The sequence below is a fragment of the Dietzia lutea genome (assembly GCF_003096075.1).
Lineage (GTDB): Bacteria > Actinomycetota > Actinomycetes > Mycobacteriales > Mycobacteriaceae > Dietzia > Dietzia lutea.
In genome coordinates, this window is record NZ_CP015449.1 from 3,218,196 (window position 1) to 3,234,674 (window position 16,479).

Consider the following 16,479-nt stretch of genomic DNA (forward strand, 5'->3'; position numbering starts at 1 on the left):
TGACAACGCATTAGCATCGGCGTTGTTACCGACGAGTAGGTTTCAGTGGCCCCGTGGGCGAGCAGCACCGACTCTTCGGGCGCGACCAATTCCATGACACGCACTCCGATCGGAGAAGACCGTAATGGGTCACTACAAGAGCAACGTCCGGGATCTCGAGTTCAACATGTTCGAGGTCCTTGGCATGAACGAGGCACTCGACGCCGGCGAGTTCGGCGACATGGACACCGAGACCGCCAAGGGCATCCTCGACGAGGTCTCCACCCTGGCGGAGGGACCGGTCGCCGAGTCCTTCGCCTCCGCCGACCGCAACCCGCCGGTGTTCGACCCGGAGACCCACTCTGTCTCCATCCCCGAGGACTTCAAGAAGTCGTTCAAGGCGTGGTTCGACGCCGGTTACTGGTCGATGGGTCTGCCCGACGAGATCGGCGGCATGCCGGCTCCCCGCGCGATGGTGTGGGCCGTCGGCGAGATGATGCTCGGCGCCAACGCGCCCGCGTTCATGTACTCGGCCGGCCCGTCCTTCGCGGCGGTGCTCTACGAGAACGGCACCGAGGAGCAGAAGAAGTGGGCCGCCACCTGCGTCGAGCGCGGCTGGGGCGCCACCATGGTGCTCACCGAGCCCGACGCCGGCTCCGACGTCGGCGCGGGTCGCACCAAGGCCATCAAGCAGGACGACGGCTCGTGGCACATCGAGGGCGTCAAGCGCTTCATCACCTCGGCCGACTCGGACGACATGTTCGAGAACATCTTCCACCTGGTCCTGGCACGCCCCGAGGGCGCCGGACCGGGCACCAAAGGCCTGTCCCTGTTCTTCGTGCCGAAGTTCCACTTCGACTTCGAGAACGACGAGCTGGGCGAGCGCAACGGCGTGTTCGTCACCGGCGTCGAGCACAAGATGGGCATCAAGGCGTCCACCACGTGTGAGGTCACCTTCGGCGGCCACGGCGTGCCCGCCAAGGGCTGGATGGTCGGCGGCGACGTGCTCAACCAGGGCATCCGCCAGATGTTCGACGTCATCGAGCACGCCCGCATGATGGTCGGCACCAAGGCCATCTCGACCCTGTCGACCGGTTACCTCAACGCCCTCGAGTTCGCCAAGGAGCGCGTCCAGGGCGGCGACATGACCGAGATGGCCGACAAGACCGCGCCGCGCGTGACGATCACCCACCACCCGGACGTGCGTCGCGCCCTCATCCGCCAGAAGGCGTTCGCCGAGGGCCTGCGCGCGGTGTACATGTACACCGCCGCCCATCAGGATCCCGAGACGGCCGTACGCGCCTCGGGCGCGGACGCCGAGCTGGCCCACCGCGTCAACGACCTGCTCCTGCCGATCGTCAAGGGCGTGGGCTCCGAGCGTGCCTACGAGCTGCTGACCGAGTCGCTGCAGACGTTCGGTGGGTCCGGCTTCCTGCAGGACTACCCGATCGAGCAGTACATCCGCGACGCCAAGATCGACTCCCTCTACGAGGGCACCACGGCCATCCAGGCGCAGGATTTCTTCTTCCGCAAGATCGCCCGGGACCGCGGCACCGCAGTCGGTCACATCTCGGCGCAGATCAAGCACTTCCTGGGCAGCGACGCCTGCGGCGGGAAGCTGGCCGCCGAGCGCGAGCTGCTGGCCACCGCGCTGGCCGACGTCGAGGCCATGCTCGGCACGTGCTTCGAGCACCTCATGGGCTCCCAGGACGAGCCGACGCGCCTGTACACGGTCGGGCTCGCCTCGGTGCGCGTGCTCATGGCGTTCGGTGACCTCATGATGGGCTGGCGTCTGCTGGTCGGCGCCGAGGTCGCCCTCGGCAAGGTGGACGGCGCGTCTGACGACGACAAGGCCTTCTACAACGGCAAGATCGCCGCCGCCCGGTGGTTCGCGAAGAACGAACTGCCCCTCCTCACCGCCACCCGGGGAATCGTCTCTGGGCTCGGCAACGAGCTCATGGAGCTGGACGAGGCCGCGTTCTGACGTACCTCTGACGGGCCCGACACCGGGCCCACCCGGAACGATCCGCCGTCCGTGGTCCACGGGCGGCGGATCGCCGCATTTCGGATGGTTGTCGCGGGTCTGGTCAAACCGGTGGACCCGTGAGCGCCGTGAATTTAGGGTCGGGGCCACGACCAGCCCCACCGGACGGGCGAAGCCTTCTACCCGAGGAGAATCGATGTCCGAAGAGCGCAGGCACGACGACCCCATCTTGACCACCCGCCAGGGACACCCGGTCCACGACAACCAGAACACCCGCACCGTCGGGGCCCGCGGCCCCGCGACGCTGGAGAACTACCAGTTCCTGGAGAAGATCAGCCACTTCGACCGCGAGCGGATCCCGGAGCGGGTCGTGCACGCGCGCGGTTTCGTCGCCTACGGCGAGTTCGAGGCGACCGGGAAGTGGGGCGACGAGCCCATCTCGAAGTACACCCGGGCCAAGCTGTTCCAGGAGCCGGGCAAGAAGACCGACGTCGCCATCCGCTTCTCCACGGTGATCGGCGGCCGGGACTCCTCCGAGGTGGCGCGGGACCCGCGCGGCTTCGCGGTGAAGTTCTACACGGAGGACGGCAACTGGGACCTCGTCGGGAACAACCTCGGCGTCTTCTTCATCCGCGACGCCATCAAGTTCCCGGACGTCATCCACTCCCTCAAGCCCGACCCCATCACGTTCCGCCAGGATCCGGCGCGGATCTACGACTTCATGTCGCAGTCGCCGGAGGCGATGCACATGCTGGTCAACCTCTTCAGCCCGCGCGGCATCCCGGCCGACTACCGGCACATGCAGGGCTTCGGCGTGAACACCTACCGCTGGGTCAACGCCGAGGGCGAGAGCCACCTGGTGAAGTACCACTGGCTGCCCCACCAGGGCGTCAAGAGCCTCACCGAGGAGGACGCGGCGAACATCCAGGCGCACGACACCGGTCACGCGTCCAAGGATCTGTACGAGGCCATCGAGAACGGCGACTACCCCAAGTGGGATCTGGTCGTCCAGATGATGTCGGATGACGACCATCCCGAGCTGGACTTCGACCCGCTGGACGACACCAAGACGTGGCCGGAGAACGACTTCGAGCCGAAGCTGGTCGGCACCATGACGCTCAACCGCAACGTCACCGACCACCACAACGAGAACGAGCAGATCTCGTTCGGTACCGGTGTCCTGGTCGACGGCCTGGAGTTCTCCGACGACAAGATGCTGGTCGGTCGCACGTTCTCCTACAGCGACACCCAGCGCTACCGCGTCGGCGCCAACTACCTGCAGCTGCCGGTCAACAGCGCCAAGAACGCCACGGTCGCCACCAACCAGCGTGGCGGCTCAATGTCGTACGGCGTGGACCTGCAGGGGCAGAACCCCCACGTGAACTACGAGCCGTCCACGATGAACGGCCTCCGCGAGTCCGAGCCGACCGGCGAGGAGGAGGTGGGTCCCGAGCTGCGGGGTCGCCTCACGCGCAGCGAGTACCCCCGCACCAACGACTACGTGCAGGCGGGCCAGCGCTTCCGCCTCATGGAGGACTGGGAGCGCGACGACCTGGTGAAAAACTTCATCGACAACATCGGGCAGGCCACCCGCGAGGTGCAGGAGCGCATGGTCTGGCACCTGTTCATGTGCGAGGACGAGCTCGGCCAGCGCGTCGGTGACGGTCTGGGCATCTCGGCCGACGACGTCCGTCACCTCGAGCCGCTGCCCAAGCAACAGCTCACCAACGAGGAGCGCGAGCGCATGGCCAACCTCGGCAAGAACGGCCCCCGGAACGTCGAGGGCCTGACGATGACGCACTGCGTGCCCAACGAGCGGGTCGTCGTCGAGCGCTGACGGTCCCGCCGGCCGCCGGCCCGGCCGGTCCCCACCGGCCGGGCCACCCCACCGAAATCCGCTACCCGGAATCCGGATCTGCTACCCCGACAGGAGTAGCGGATGTCGATTCCGGGTAGCGGACTTTCGCGCGTGCGGGGCCGGGTCAATTGCCGGGCAGCCCGGGGATGCGGATCTCAGGCAGGCCCGGGATGCGGATCGGGCCAGGCCCGGGCGGCGGGGGCGGCGGTGGTGCGTCGGCGTCGGCGTCGGGGGCGGCGGCGGGTTCCTCGGCCCGGCACTCGATCCGCTCCTGCGCGGCATAGGTGGACGACACGGTGTCGGTACTGACGGTGGTGCCGCCACGCTGGACGGTCCGCGTGACCCGCGCCGTGTAGCCGTCCCGGCCCGCGCTCGGAGTGCAGCCCGCGGTGGTGACCACCCGGGTCGGCGCCCGCCGGACGTCGGTGCGGGGCGCCGTGGAGATACGGACGGTGTACTCGCGAGTGCCCCACAGTCGGACCGTCACCGAGTTCCCGCTGCCGGAGGCGTCGATCACGAGCCCGGTGCCCTGCGCGTTGCGGAAACCCACGTCGGCCGAGGCCGTGACATCTCGCCCGGCGGGGAACGCGTCGCCGTCGACGCCACGCGACGTGCGCACCGGGTCCTGGGCGCCGGCCTCGAACGCGGCGTTGAACAGTGCGGTGGCCACGGCGTCGGCGGAGGTGTCCCCGGAGACCGTGCCGGCGAGCTCCTCCATCGAGAAGCTCTCCCCCGCGGGGATGAAGTGCCCGGCGAGCGAGGCGATCATCGACTGGGCCTGCCCGTTCGCGCCGACGGCCACCGTGAACTGACCGACCGGCTCCCGGATTCCGGCCCGCTCGGCCTCCTCTGTGGTGAGCTCGGGATCGCGACCCACGTAGCTGACCGGCAGCACGCGCGGGCCCTCGGTGTCCGTGAGCTGGCCGGGGAGCGCACCGAGCAGCGGGCCCCACTCGACCGTGCGCCCCTGGACCGCGGGCACGACCGTGGCGGTGGTCCCGCTGAAGGAGAAGGTGGCGTCCCGGCCCTCCTGTTCGGTCGGCTCCACGAGCGGCTCGAGGATGCCCTTGGCGGCGTCGGCGTCGAAGCGCGGCTCGAGCACGTCGCCCTCGCGCACGAAGGTCAGGTACTCGCCGATCCGATCGCGGGGGAAGACCACGGGCACGGCGTCGGGGTCGTCCGGGTCGATCATCTCGACCTCCCGCTCGGCGGTCTCGGGACGCTCCCGGCCGGCGGGCGGCGGCGGGGCCGGCATCCGGGTGGTGAGGGTCGTGACCGGCGGCTCGGTCCCGTCCTCGCGGATCCGGGAGGCCAGCAGCGTCACGTCGCGGGTGGCGGCGGGTTCGGCCACGTCCCGGATCAGTGCGCGGACCTGCTCGGCGTCGGTCTCGGTGGGCGTGTAGTCGACGGGCAGGTCCACGCCGTCGTCGTCGAGCCAGTGCTCGAGCACCGCGTCGCGGGAGTTCTCGATCTGCAGGCGCTGGCCGTCGAGCGGGATGGCCGAGCGCACCCGGTCGCGGTCGAACCAGATGGCCCCCTCGCGGGGTTCGAAATCAGCCTGCAGCGCGAGCCGTTCGAGGAAGTCGGTGAGCCGGGCGTCGGGAATGACGCTGGCGATGCCGACGTCGGTGGACCACACCAGGCTGATCAGCCGGGTGATCGGGTTGAGGGGCTGCTCACCGGCCCGGTCGAGCGTGCCCTGCCAGTCCACCGACAGGCCGACCGCCTGCGGGTCCAGCGTCGTGGACACGGCCCCGGCACGTAGATCCACCTCGTCGTCGACCCGTGGCCCCAGTTCCTCGACCAGGCGCCGCTCGGCGTCGGCCGTGGTCATCCCGCCGACCACGATCCCGGAGACCTCGGTGCCGCGCGGTACGCGGCCGATGCTGTTGACCAGGTCGAATCCGTACAACACCGCGAGCGCCATGAACGCGCCCACGCCCGTGTACAGCCAGCGCGAGTGCACGCGGTAGCTGCGCCGGTCGGACGCGGTCGGCCGGGGCTCGGACCCCTCGATGGCGACGGGCCGGGCCGGGCCGCCGTCGGTGCTGGTGGACTCGTCCACTCGTCACGCCTCCTCACGAAGCGGGGGCGGTGCCCCGGCGGGGCGCCGGCCTCCGGACTCCCGCACGAAGCACTGTGCACACCACTATGACGGACCGGTGCGATGAGCGCAGCCCCCGCGCCGGGCGCGGGGGCCGCAGGTCAGGCGTTCCGAGGGCGGGTCAGCGCTCGACGATCGCGGTGACGCCCTGGCCGCCGGCCGCGCAGATGGACACGAGCGCGCGGCCGGAGCCCTTCTGTTCGAGGAGCTTGGCGGTGGCGGACAGGATGCGACCGCCGGTCGCGGCGAACGGGTGGCCGGCCGCCAGCGAGGAGCCGTTGACGTTGAGCTTCGACCGGTCGATCGAGCCCAACGCCTTGTCCAGACCCAGCCGTTCGGTGCAGTACTCCTCGGACTCCCACGCGGCGAGGGTGGCCAGGACCTGCGAGGCGAACGCCTCGTGGATCTCGTAGTAGTCGAAGTCCTGCAGGGTGAGGCCGTTGCGGGCGAGCAGGCGCGCCACCGCGTAGGTCGGGGCCATGAGCAGGCCGTCCGGGTTGCGGCCCTCGCGCCCGTGGATGAAGTCCACGGACGCGGTCTCGGAGTCCACGAGGTAGGCGCGGACGGGCAGCTTGTGCTCGGCGGCCCACTCCTCGCTGGCCAGCAGCACCGCGGAGGCGCCGTCGGTGAGCGGGGTGGAGTTGCCGGCCGTCATGGTGGCCTCGGTGCCGTGGGCCTCGGCGTCGCGCTTTCCGAAGACGGGCTTGAGCTTGCCCAGCTTCTCCTCGGAGGAGTCGGGCCGCATATTGTCGTCGCGGGCCACGCCCAGGTACGGGGTCACCAGGTCGTCCTGGAAGCCCGACTCGTAGGAGGCGGCGAGGTTGCGGTGGCTGGCCGCGGCCAGCGCGTCCTGGTCGGCGCGCGAGACGCCGAACTCGCGGGCGGTGATCGCGGCGTGCTCGCCCATGGACAGCCCGGTGCGCGGCTCGGCGTTCTGCGGCTGCTCGGGCACGAGGCCCTGCGGGCGGATCTCGCCGAGCAGCTTGAGGCGGTCGACGGTGCTCTTGGCCGCGGTGAGCTTGATGAGGGTCTTGCGCAGGTCGTCGTTGACCGACAGCGGGGCGTCCGAGGTGGTGTCGGTGCCGCCGGCGACGCCGGACTCGATGCGGCCGAGCGCGATCGCGTCGGCGACCTGGATGGCGGCGGCCAGGCCGGTGCCGCAGGCCTGCTGCACGTCGTAGGCCGGGGTCGACGAGTCGAGGACGGAACCGATCACGGACTCGCGCGTGAGGTTGAAGTCGCGGGAATGCTTGAGGACGGCGCCGGCGACGACGGAGCCGAGGCGCTCGCCTTGCAGGTTGTACCGGCTTGCCAGCCCGTCGATCGCCGCGGTGAGCATGTCCTGGTTGGAGGCGTCCGCGTACTTGCCGTTCGAGCGGGCGAAGGGGATTCGGTTGCCGCCGACGATGGCGACCTTGCGGGGGCTTGTGGTCACGTGTGTCACTCCCGTTTGTTCTCGGTGTCCGGTGGCCCGAAACGCGGCCCTGGCAGTATTGTTACTCAGCGGTAAGTTACTTGTCGACCCGTAGTACCGCACCTTTCCCAGGAGATGATCGCCATGGCACAGGGCAACCTCGACCTCTACTCGCAGTTCGTGACCTCGGCCCCCGGGTCGTTCATCGCCGGCAAGGTCGGCCTCCCGCAGCCGGAGCAGCTGCGCCGCCACGAGGCCGGTCAGCCCGCCCTCCACGGTCCGGTCCTCATCGGCGGCGAGGGTCGCCTCGCCGAGCCCGTCCGCGAGATGCTCTCGGGCGACTACGAGCTGGCCGCCGCGGGCGCCGAGGGCAAGTTCGCCGGCCTCGTGTTCGACGCCACCTCTTTCAAGCGCCCCGAGGACCTCGTCGCCCTGTACGAGTTCTTCAACCCGGTCGTGCGCAACGTCATGGCCAGCGGCCGCATCGTCGTCCTGGGCACGACGCCCGAGGAGACCGGCTCGGTCGAGGAGCGCATCGCCCAGCGCGCGCTCGAGGGCTTCACGCGCTCGCTCGGCAAGGAGATGAAGCGCGGCTCCACCGTCCAGCTCGTGTACGTCTCCCCCGACGCCGACGCGGGCGCCTCCGGGCTCGAGTCGACCCTGCGGTTCGTCCTGTCGGCCAAGTCGGCGTACGTCGACGCCCAGGTGTTCCGCGTCGGTGCCGGTCCCGCCACCGCCCCGTCGTCGTGGGACCGCCCGCTCGAGGGCAAGCTCGCCGTCGTCACCGGGGCCGCGCGCGGCATCGGCGCCGAGATCGCGGCGGTCCTCGCCCGCGACGGCGCGCACGTGATCTGCTGCGACATCCCCGCCGCGGGTGAGTCGCTCTCGGCCACCGCCAACAAGGTCGGTGGCACCTCCCTGCCGCTCGACGTCACCGCCGCCGACGCCGCGGAGGTCCTGGCCAAGCACGTCGCCGAGCGCCACGACGGCCGCATCGACATCCTCGTCCACAACGCCGGCATCACCCGCGACAAGACCCTCGCCGGCATGGACGCCGCGCGCTGGGAGTCCGTCATGGCCGTCAACCTCATCGCGCCCGAGCGGATCACCGCCGAGCTCGCCGAGAAGGGCGTCCTGGGCGAGGGCTCGCGCGTGGTGGGCGTGTCCTCGATGGCGGGCATCGCCGGCAACCGTGGCCAGACCAACTACGCCGCCTCGAAGGCCGGCGTGATCGGCTTCGTCAACGGCGCCTCCGCGGAGCTGGCCTCCAAGAACATCACGGTCAACGCTGTGGCGCCGGGCTTCATCGAGACCCAGATGACCGCCGCCATCCCGTTCGCCACCCGCGAGGCCGGTCGCCGCATGAACTCCATGCAGCAGGGCGGCCTGCCGGTCGACGTGGCCGAGACGATCGCCTACTTCGCCAACCCCGCCTCCTCCTCGGTCACGAACAACGTGATCCGCGTGTGCGGCCAGTCGCTGCTGGGGGCGTGATCGGTCGTGGAATACACCCGCCTCCCCGGCATCCCCAACCTGCTCGGCCAGTACGGCAAGGCCGCGGTCGGCGCCCTCCCGGTCGTCGGCGGCTCCCGTGACGGCACGTCGATGCCGTCCACGGGCGTCGAGGTCACCGGCGTGCGCGTGGACGTGGCGAACCTCGCCGCCTACGCGCGCGTGTGCGGCCTGCGTCTGACCGACGAGCTGCCGTTGACGTACCCGTTCACGTTGGCGTTCCCGCTCAGCATGCAGCTCATGCTGGACCCGGACTACCCGGTGCCGGCCATGGGCTCGGTGCACCTGACCAACGAGATCGAATCGCGCCGCGCGCTGCGCGTCGGCGACGAGCTCAACATCCGCGCGCACGCCGAGAACCTGCGGGAGCATCCGGCGGGGTTGCTGTTGGACGTGGTCACCGAGATCAGGACCGGCGACGACGACGAGCCCGCCTGGGTGCAGCGGTCGGGCCTGCTCTCCAAGCGCAGGACCTCCCTGACCCCGCCGAAGGACGCCCCGCGCCCGCCGAAGCCCGCGCCGCCCACCGCGGCCGAGATCGGCGACCCCACGGTGGTGAAGTCGGTGTCCGAGGCGCAGATCTCGGAGTACGCGGCCGTGTCCGGCGACCGCAACCCGATCCACGTCTCCGGCGTGGGCGCCAAGGCGTTCGGGTTCCCGAACGTCATCGCCCACGGCATGTGGACCGCCGCCACGCTGCTCGGCGTGGTCGAGGGTGAGATCCCCCGGCGTGCCCGCTACTCGGTGGAGTTCGGCAAGCCGGTGATCCTGCCCGCGAAGCTGGGCATCTACGCCCGGCGCGGCGGTGCCGGCGACCCGGCCTGGTCGCTGTCCGTGCGCAACCCCAAGAAGCTGGGGACCGTGCACGCGACGGCGACGATCGAGGAGCTCTAGGCCCGGCGCCAGCTCCGGGGGGCTCCCGACGCGGTCTCCCGCCCCGCGCCGGACGCACCGAGCGCACCGATTCCATCGAAATGGACGTTCCGCACACATCGCCCGAGAGGCGGGTGTGCGGAACGTCCTTTTCGTTGACGGGTCGAGCGCGGCAGGGCCCGCGGGGCGTGTCGTAGGCGTCGGATAGGTTCATCCCCGTCCCTCGCGTGACCGCGGTCACCGGGGGTCCTCGCGTGTCCACTGTCGCGTCCCCTGTCTCGTGTCCCCCGACTCTGGAGTTCTCGTGCCCTATCCACCTGAGCGTCGCCCCGTCCGATCCGTCCTGCGCGCCCGGCTGCTCGCCGGGGTGGCGACCGCCGCCGCCGCCGTCAGCGTGGCGGTACCCGCGACCGCCCTGGCGCAGGGCAGCGTCCCCGCCCCGCCCGTCGGCTCGGTGGACACCGGGTCGCTCGGCTCGGCGGGATCGCTCGGCTCGGCGGGCCCGCGGGGTGACACCCTCCCGCCGCCGCTGGAGGCCGGACCCGCGGTCGAGGTGGAGGTGGTGCTGGACGGTCTGACGATCCCATGGGATGTCGTGCGCGACCCGGACGGCGTCGTCGTCACCGGCGAACGCGGCACCGGCGGGATCGTCGCGGCCCGCCCCGACGGCACCCGGTCGGACGTCGAGGCGGACCTCGGCCGGTTGTTCAACGGCGGCGAGAGCGGACTCATGGGCATCGCGCTGGCCCACGACTTCGCCACCAGCCGCGAGGTCTACACCTGCCACTCGGTCAACTTCCCCGCGCCGGAGCCCGACGGAACCATCGGGGACAGCCGGGTCACCGCCTGGCGCGCGGCGGACGACTGGTCCCGGCTCTACGAGATCGACGTCATCGTGCCCGGCATCGCACGGCAGGACATCGGGCATCACTCCGGCTGCCGGGTCCTCGCGCATCCCGACGGCACCCTCTATATCGGCACCGGCGACACGTTCCACGGCTCGGTCCCGCAGGACATGCGCTCGCTCGGCGGCAAGGTGCTCCACGTGAAACGCGACGGCACCCCCGCCGACGACACGATCCGCGAGCAGGGGACCGATCCGCGCATCCTCACCTACGGGCACCGCAACCTGCAGGGTCTGGCGCTGCAGCCGGGCACCGACCGGATCTACTCGGCCGAGCACGGCACGCTCGTCGACGACGAGATCAACCTCATCCTGCCCGGGAAGAACTACGGGTGGGATCCGCTCCGGGCCGGTATCCCGCGTGACCACGACGACGCCTCACCGATGACCGATCTCGAGAAGTTCCCCGACGCGATGGAGGCCGTGTGGTCCTCGGGAGACCCCACCTGGGCCACCAGCGGGATCACCTTCCTCGACCACCCCTCGTGGGGCGAGTGGAACGGCGCGCTGGCGGTCGCGATGCTCAAGTCCAAGCGGATCGCCCTCATGCGGCTCTCCGACGACGGGCTCGCGGTCACCGACACCGTCGAGATCCTCGCGGACGAGCACGGCCGCATCCGCTCCCTCACCTCGGAGCCGGACGGCACCCTCCTCGCCACCACCTCGAACGGCAACGGCCAGGACAAGGTACTGCGGATCCGGCCAGCAGTCGGCGAGTGACCGGGCGCTGACCGGGCCCGGTTTCCGGTGTCGCACGGGCCGCGGGTCGAATAGGTTCGGCGGCATGAGGGACCGGGATCCCCACCGGGTCCCTCGCCTACGGCCCGGCCCAGGAGTAGCTGTGTCCAGCATCGACGTTCCGCGCCCGCCCGCCCGGCTGGCCGCCCTCGTGGCGGCGGCGGCCGTCACGCTCACCGCCTGCTCGACGACCGCCGATCCGGGCGGCGGTGGCACCGGTGGCGGCTCCGGCAGCTCCGCGAGTACCGGTGCGCCCGGGTCGCCGGGCTCAGGGCGGCCGCTCCCGCCCGGCCCCGCCGTCGAGGTGGAGACGGTCGCCGACGGGTTGACGATTCCGTGGGACGTCGTCCGTGATCCCGAGGGCGTCATCGTCACCGGCGAGCGGGGCTCGGGCACCCTGCACGCGATTCGCGAGGGCGGTGAGCGGACCGTCGTCGAGGCGGACGTCGGCGAGGTGTACGACCGGGGCGAGAGCGGTCTGATGGGCATCGCCCTGGCTGCCGACTTCGCCACCAGTCGCGAGGTGTACACCTGCCACTCCGACGCGGCGGCGGGCGACAACCGCGTCACCGCGTGGACCGCCGCCGAGGACTGGTCCGCCCTCGACTCACCGCGGGTCCTCGTGGACGGGATCCTCCTGGCCGAGCGAGGCCTGCACTCGGGCTGCCGCATCCTCGCCCACCCAGACGGCACCCTGTACATCGGCACGGGCGACGCGTTCACCGGCCCGGCTCCGCAGGACCTCGATTCGCTCTCGGGCAAGATCTTGCACGTCACCCGCACCGGCGCGCCCGCCGACGACACCATCGACGACTCGCGGGTCCTCACCTACGGACACCGCAACGTGCAGGGGTTGGCGCTGCGGCCGGACTCCGAACAGATCGTCTCCGCCGAGCACGGGCCGGACGTCGACGACGAAGTGAACCTCGTGGTCCCCGGAGCCAACTACGGGTGGAACCCGGGCTCTGACGGGCGGTACGACCAGAACGTGCCCATGACCGACGCCCGCGCCTTCCCCGAGGCTGTGGGGGCGTCGTGGCGATCGGGGGCGCCGACGCTCGCTCCGGGCGGGATCGCGTTCCTCGACGACGCCGCGTGGGGCGAATGGGACGGAGCCCTGGCGGTGGCGATGCTCAAGACCAGTCAGATCGTCCTCATGACGTTGTCCGACGACGGCACCTCCGTCACCCGGACGGCCGCGATCCTGCGCGGAGAGCACGGTCGCCTCCGGTCGATCACCCCGGAGCCCGGCGGGTCGCTGCTGGTGACCACCTCCAACGGCGGCGGCGAGGACGAGATCCTGCGCGTGCGCCCCGCAGCGGGCTGACTCGCGGGCGCCCGGTCCGGTACCGCCGGTGCCGCATCCCGCATATGTTGTGGGCCGCAACACTATTCGCGCCCTCACCCTCAGGGAGACCCCCGTGCCGTACAGCTCTGCTCGCCGCGCGTCCCGCGCCACCGCCCGTTCCCGCGCCCGCTCCGTCGTCGGGTTCGCCGCCGCTGCCACCGCCGTCACCCTCGCCCTCCCCGCCGTGGCCTCCGCCCAGTTCGGATCCCTCGGGCCCGGCTCGTCCGGGTCGGTGGACACGGGCTCCGTCCCGCCGGGCCTGCTGTTCCCGCCAACCCCGGGCATCGGCGCCGGCGAGGGCGTCGAGGTCGTCGACGGCCCGGCGGTCGAGACGGAAGCCGTCATGGAGGGCCTGAACGTCCCGTGGGACGTGGTCCGCACCCCGGACGGCACCATCCTCACCGGCGAGCGCGGTGGCCGGATGGTCGTGCAGCGACCCGGCGAGGAGCAGCGCGAGATCTCGATCGACCTGCCGGGCCTGTTCCAGCAGTCCGAGAGCGGGCTGATGGGCATGGCCGTGGACGCGGGTTTCGACGAGAACCGCGAGATCCACGTGTGCTGGTCGCGGGCGGCCGGCGGCCAGCGCGACAACCGGATCAGCACGTTCCGCGCCGCCGACGACTGGTCCACGATGACGTGGGAACGAGACACGCTCACCGGGATCCCGCTCGGCGCGACCGGTATCCACAGCGGGTGCCGCCTTCTCACCGCCCCCGACGGATCGATCTACGTCGGCACCGGCGACACCCAGAGCCCCACCGGCCCGCAGTCCCCCGAGTCGCTCGCCGGCAAGATCCTGCACATCACCCCCGAGGGCGATCCGGCGTCGGGCGACTCGGTGATCCACACGATCGGCCACCGCAACGTCCAGGGCCTGGCGATCGACCCGGACTCCGGGCGCGTCTACTCCGCCGAGCACGGCCCGGACGTCGACGACGAGGTCAACCTGCTCGAGCCCGGCGGGAACTACGGTTGGAACCCGAACATCCGCGGCCAGTACAACCAGAACGTGCCCATGACTGACACCGTCAGGTTCCCCGACGCGATCAACGCGGTCTGGTCGTCCGGCGCCCCGACTCTCGCGCCCGCCGACATCGAGTTCCTGGGTCCCGAGTGGGGTGAGTGGGAGGGCGCGCTGGCCATGGCCAACCTCAAGACGCAGAAGCTGGTGTTGCTCCGGCTCGGAGAGGACGGTCGCTCGGTCGTCGACGCGTCGGTGCTCCTCGAGGGCGACTTCGGCCGCCTGCGGTCGATCGCCCCCGAGCCGGACGGCTCGCTGCTGGTGACGACCTCCGACGCCGACAACCGGGATCAGGTCTTCCGGGTCAGCCCGGCCGCAGCACGGTAGGCCCCCAGAGACCCCGGCCCGCGGTATACCTCGTCGTCCCCTCGGCCAGGGTCTCCCCGCGGCCTACGGGCCGGGGCCACCCGGCTGCTCCAGCAGGTCCGCGATGGAGACCGCGGCCAGCCCCCGGGATCACGAAGACGTACCCGGCGAAGATCCCCGTCCCGAGCGCACCAGCCGAGGATCAGCGAGATCACCGGGTCGACCTTCGCCTTGTGAACCGCTCCGGGTTTCAACGACTCGTCCATGGGGCGCCTGGCGCCCGTCTGGCTACAGGCGCAACACCTTTCGGGCGGCGTCGGCCAGCGCGACCGCGTAGCCGGCGCCGTGCCCGGCCGAGTGCGTGGCCAGCGGGTGCAGCTGGTGCAGCGGGACCCGCTCCCGCCAGCCGTCGCGTAGGGGGTGGGCCTCGGTGTATCCGCGGAGGATGTGCTCGAGGTGCGGCGCGCCGAAGAGGGCGAGCATCGCCAGGTCGGTCTCGCGGTGGCCCCCGTGCGCGGCGGGGTCGATGAGCACGGCCTCGACGCCGTCGCCCGCCGCGCCGGCCCCGCCCCCGGCCGCCCACAGGACGTTGCCCGTCCACAGGTCGCCGTGGACGCGGGCGGGAGTGTCGTCGGGGTGGTCGAGCTCGCCGGCGGCTACGCGGTCGCAGGCCCGCTCGACCGCGGCCAGGTCGGCACCGCCGAGAACGTCCAGATCCGCCGCGATGCGCACGAACGGCCGGACCCGCTGCTCGGCGTAGAACTCGCCCCACGAGTCGGTGGGCGTGCACTCTTGGGGACGGTTGCCGATGAAGCACCGGCCAGCCCAGCCGTCGGCGGGTGCGCCCCAGGCGGCCGCACCCGCGTCGTGCATCGCCGCGAGCGACCGTCCGAACCGCAGAGCCGCGTCCGCCGTGGCGCGACCCGCGGGGATCTTCTCGAGGGCGATCTCGTCGTCGTCGACCCCCTTCACCTCCACCACGCGCGGCCCGCCGGGGGCCGCGGCGAGCCACGCCAGTCCGGCGGCTTCGTGGCGGAAGAAGTCGGGCCCGTGGTCCGAGCCGCGTTTGACGAACACATCGGCGCTCACGTCATGGTCTCCTTCTCGCGCGCAGGGGCGCGGTCGGCGGGAGTGCGGTCGTCGGGGGTGCGGTCGGCGCGGCCGAGCAGCGGCCCGGCCAGGGCGGCGATGAGGACGCCCCCCACGATCATCGGCGTCACGGTCCAGCGCAGGCCCGCGACCTCGGCGATGAGCCCGACGAGCGGCGGCGAGGCGAGGAAGCCGAGGCGCATCACCCAGTTGAGCACTGCGAGCCCGGCGCCGGGGGCCAGGCCGGGCACGGAGTCGGCGCCGACCATCGCGCCCGGGATGACGGTCGCGATCCCCCAGCCCGCCAGCACGAACCCGATGAGCAGAACCGCCAGCAGGGCCGGGCCGCCGAGCGTGAACGACGCGACGAACGCCGCGCCCGCGCCGACCATCACGAACAGCCCGCCCGCACGGCCGAGGCGCGCGGCGCCGAAGCGCTCGACCAGGGCGTCACCGCTCACGCGGCCGGCCAGCTGCGCGCCCTGCACGGCGATGAAGCCGAGCCCGGCGAGCCCCGCCCCGGCGATGGTGGTCTCGCGCAGGTAGAGGGCCGACCAGGTCTGGGCGAAGTCCTCGACGAGCTCGGCACAGCACGCGAACAGGCCGAGAGCGATCAACAGCAGCAGCGCGCGGCCGCCGGGGAGGCGGCGGCCGGCCGCGGCACGCGAGCCGGCGTCGCGTGGCCCGGGGTCGGCCAGCGCGGTGTCATCGAGCACGGTGTCGAGGTCACGGCCCCGCTCGTCCTCGGCGGCGGCGGGGCCCAGCCGCATCGGGTACGCGGCCACGGCGGCCAGCGCACACACCACGGCGGCCCCGATCATCTGGATCCGCACGGACGCGCCGGCGCCGGCGGCGACCGACCCGCCCGCGGCGCCGAGCACCGCCCCGAGCGACCACAGCGCGTGGAACCGGTTGATCAGCGACCGCCCGTGGCGCAGTTGCACGCGGATCCCGTGGGCGTTCATGGACACGTCGGTGATGGCGTCGCACACGCCGAACACCAACAGCAGCGCGGCGAACACGGCCACGACGGGCGAGAACCCCACGAGCGCGGCGGCCACGGACGCGCCGACCATCATGGTCACGGCGACGGCCCCGTCGGAGCGGCGCCGCATGAGAGCGGGCGTGAGCAGCCCGCCGACCAGCGCGCCGGCCGGGTAGCAGGCCATCGCCAGCCCGAACTCCCCCGCGCCCAGGTCCAGGGCGCTCTTGAGGTCGGGCAGGCGGGGCACGATCGCGCCGAAGATCGCGCCGTTGGCGGCGAAGAGCAGGGCGGTCGCGGCGATCGGCCCCCGGACGTCGGCGGTGCGGGCCGCGTCGTCGGGAACGCTCGTCGAGGTCACGCCCGC

At 71.7% G+C, this 16,479-nt stretch carries 11 protein-coding genes; 7 read left to right on the top strand and 4 right to left on the bottom strand.

Annotated elements, in window-relative coordinates:
* Window positions 1-124 precede the first annotated feature (124 nt).
* Both A6035_RS14745 and A6035_RS14750 read left to right on the top strand, forming a co-directional pair.
* Window positions 125-1,963 carry an acyl-CoA dehydrogenase gene (locus A6035_RS14745; RefSeq protein WP_108848544.1) on the top strand — a complete coding sequence of 613 codons (1,839 nt, stop codon included), beginning with the start codon at window positions 125-127 and terminating at the stop codon, window positions 1,961-1,963.
* Window positions 1,964-2,159: 196 nt separating this feature from the next.
* Window positions 2,160-3,800, top strand: coding sequence for a catalase (locus A6035_RS14750; protein ID WP_108848545.1), 1,641 nt, complete (start codon window positions 2,160-2,162; stop codon window positions 3,798-3,800).
* Between the two features lie 145 nt (window positions 3,801-3,945).
* Here A6035_RS14750 and A6035_RS14755 read toward each other — a convergent pair whose 3' ends face one another.
* Together A6035_RS14755 and A6035_RS14760 are read right to left on the bottom strand one after the other, a co-directional pair.
* A complete protein-coding gene (locus tag A6035_RS14755; protein WP_108848546.1) occupies window positions 3,946-5,886 on the bottom strand; it encodes a VanW family protein in 1,941 nt (646 codons plus the stop codon).
* A gap of 160 nt (window positions 5,887-6,046) precedes the next feature.
* Complete coding sequence (locus tag A6035_RS14760; RefSeq protein WP_108848547.1) at window positions 6,047-7,360, bottom strand: acetyl-CoA C-acetyltransferase; 1,314 nt, start codon at window positions 7,358-7,360, stop codon at window positions 6,047-6,049.
* 123 nt (window positions 7,361-7,483) lie between these two features.
* Here A6035_RS14760 and A6035_RS14765 point away from each other — a divergent pair, with 123 nt between their 5' ends.
* The 5 genes from A6035_RS14765 (at window position 7,484) to A6035_RS14785 (ending at window position 14,062) form a co-directional block, all read left to right on the top strand.
* Window positions 7,484-8,833, top strand: coding sequence for a 3-oxoacyl-ACP reductase (locus A6035_RS14765; RefSeq protein WP_108849306.1), 1,350 nt, complete (start codon window positions 7,484-7,486; stop codon window positions 8,831-8,833).
* 6 nt (window positions 8,834-8,839) lie between these two features.
* Entirely contained in the window at window positions 8,840-9,745 is a 906-nt protein-coding gene (locus tag A6035_RS14770) for a MaoC family dehydratase (RefSeq protein WP_108848548.1), read from the top strand.
* Window positions 9,746-10,028: 283 nt separating this feature from the next.
* Window positions 10,029-11,348 carry a PQQ-dependent sugar dehydrogenase gene (locus A6035_RS14775; RefSeq protein WP_108848549.1) on the top strand — a complete coding sequence of 440 codons (1,320 nt, stop codon included), beginning with the start codon at window positions 10,029-10,031 and terminating at the stop codon, window positions 11,346-11,348.
* A gap of 121 nt (window positions 11,349-11,469) precedes the next feature.
* Window positions 11,470-12,693, top strand: a complete 1,224-nt coding sequence (locus A6035_RS14780) for a PQQ-dependent sugar dehydrogenase (RefSeq protein ID WP_108848550.1) — start codon at window positions 11,470-11,472, stop codon at window positions 12,691-12,693.
* Between the two features lie 94 nt (window positions 12,694-12,787).
* Window positions 12,788-14,062: a PQQ-dependent sugar dehydrogenase gene (locus A6035_RS14785; protein ID WP_235026609.1), complete on the top strand. Its 1,275-nt coding sequence runs from the start codon at window positions 12,788-12,790 to the stop codon at window positions 14,060-14,062.
* A gap of 267 nt (window positions 14,063-14,329) precedes the next feature.
* Here the strand turns inward: A6035_RS14785 and A6035_RS14790 are convergent, their stop codons facing one another.
* Window positions 14,330-15,130, bottom strand: a complete 801-nt coding sequence (locus A6035_RS14790) for a fructosamine kinase family protein (RefSeq protein ID WP_108848551.1) — start codon at window positions 15,128-15,130, stop codon at window positions 14,330-14,332.
* Window positions 15,127-16,473, bottom strand: coding sequence for an MFS transporter (locus tag A6035_RS14795; protein WP_108848552.1), 1,347 nt, complete (start codon window positions 16,471-16,473; stop codon window positions 15,127-15,129). The genes A6035_RS14790 and A6035_RS14795 overlap by 4 nt, the downstream gene beginning before the upstream one ends.
* Window positions 16,474-16,479: the final 6 nt, after the last annotated feature.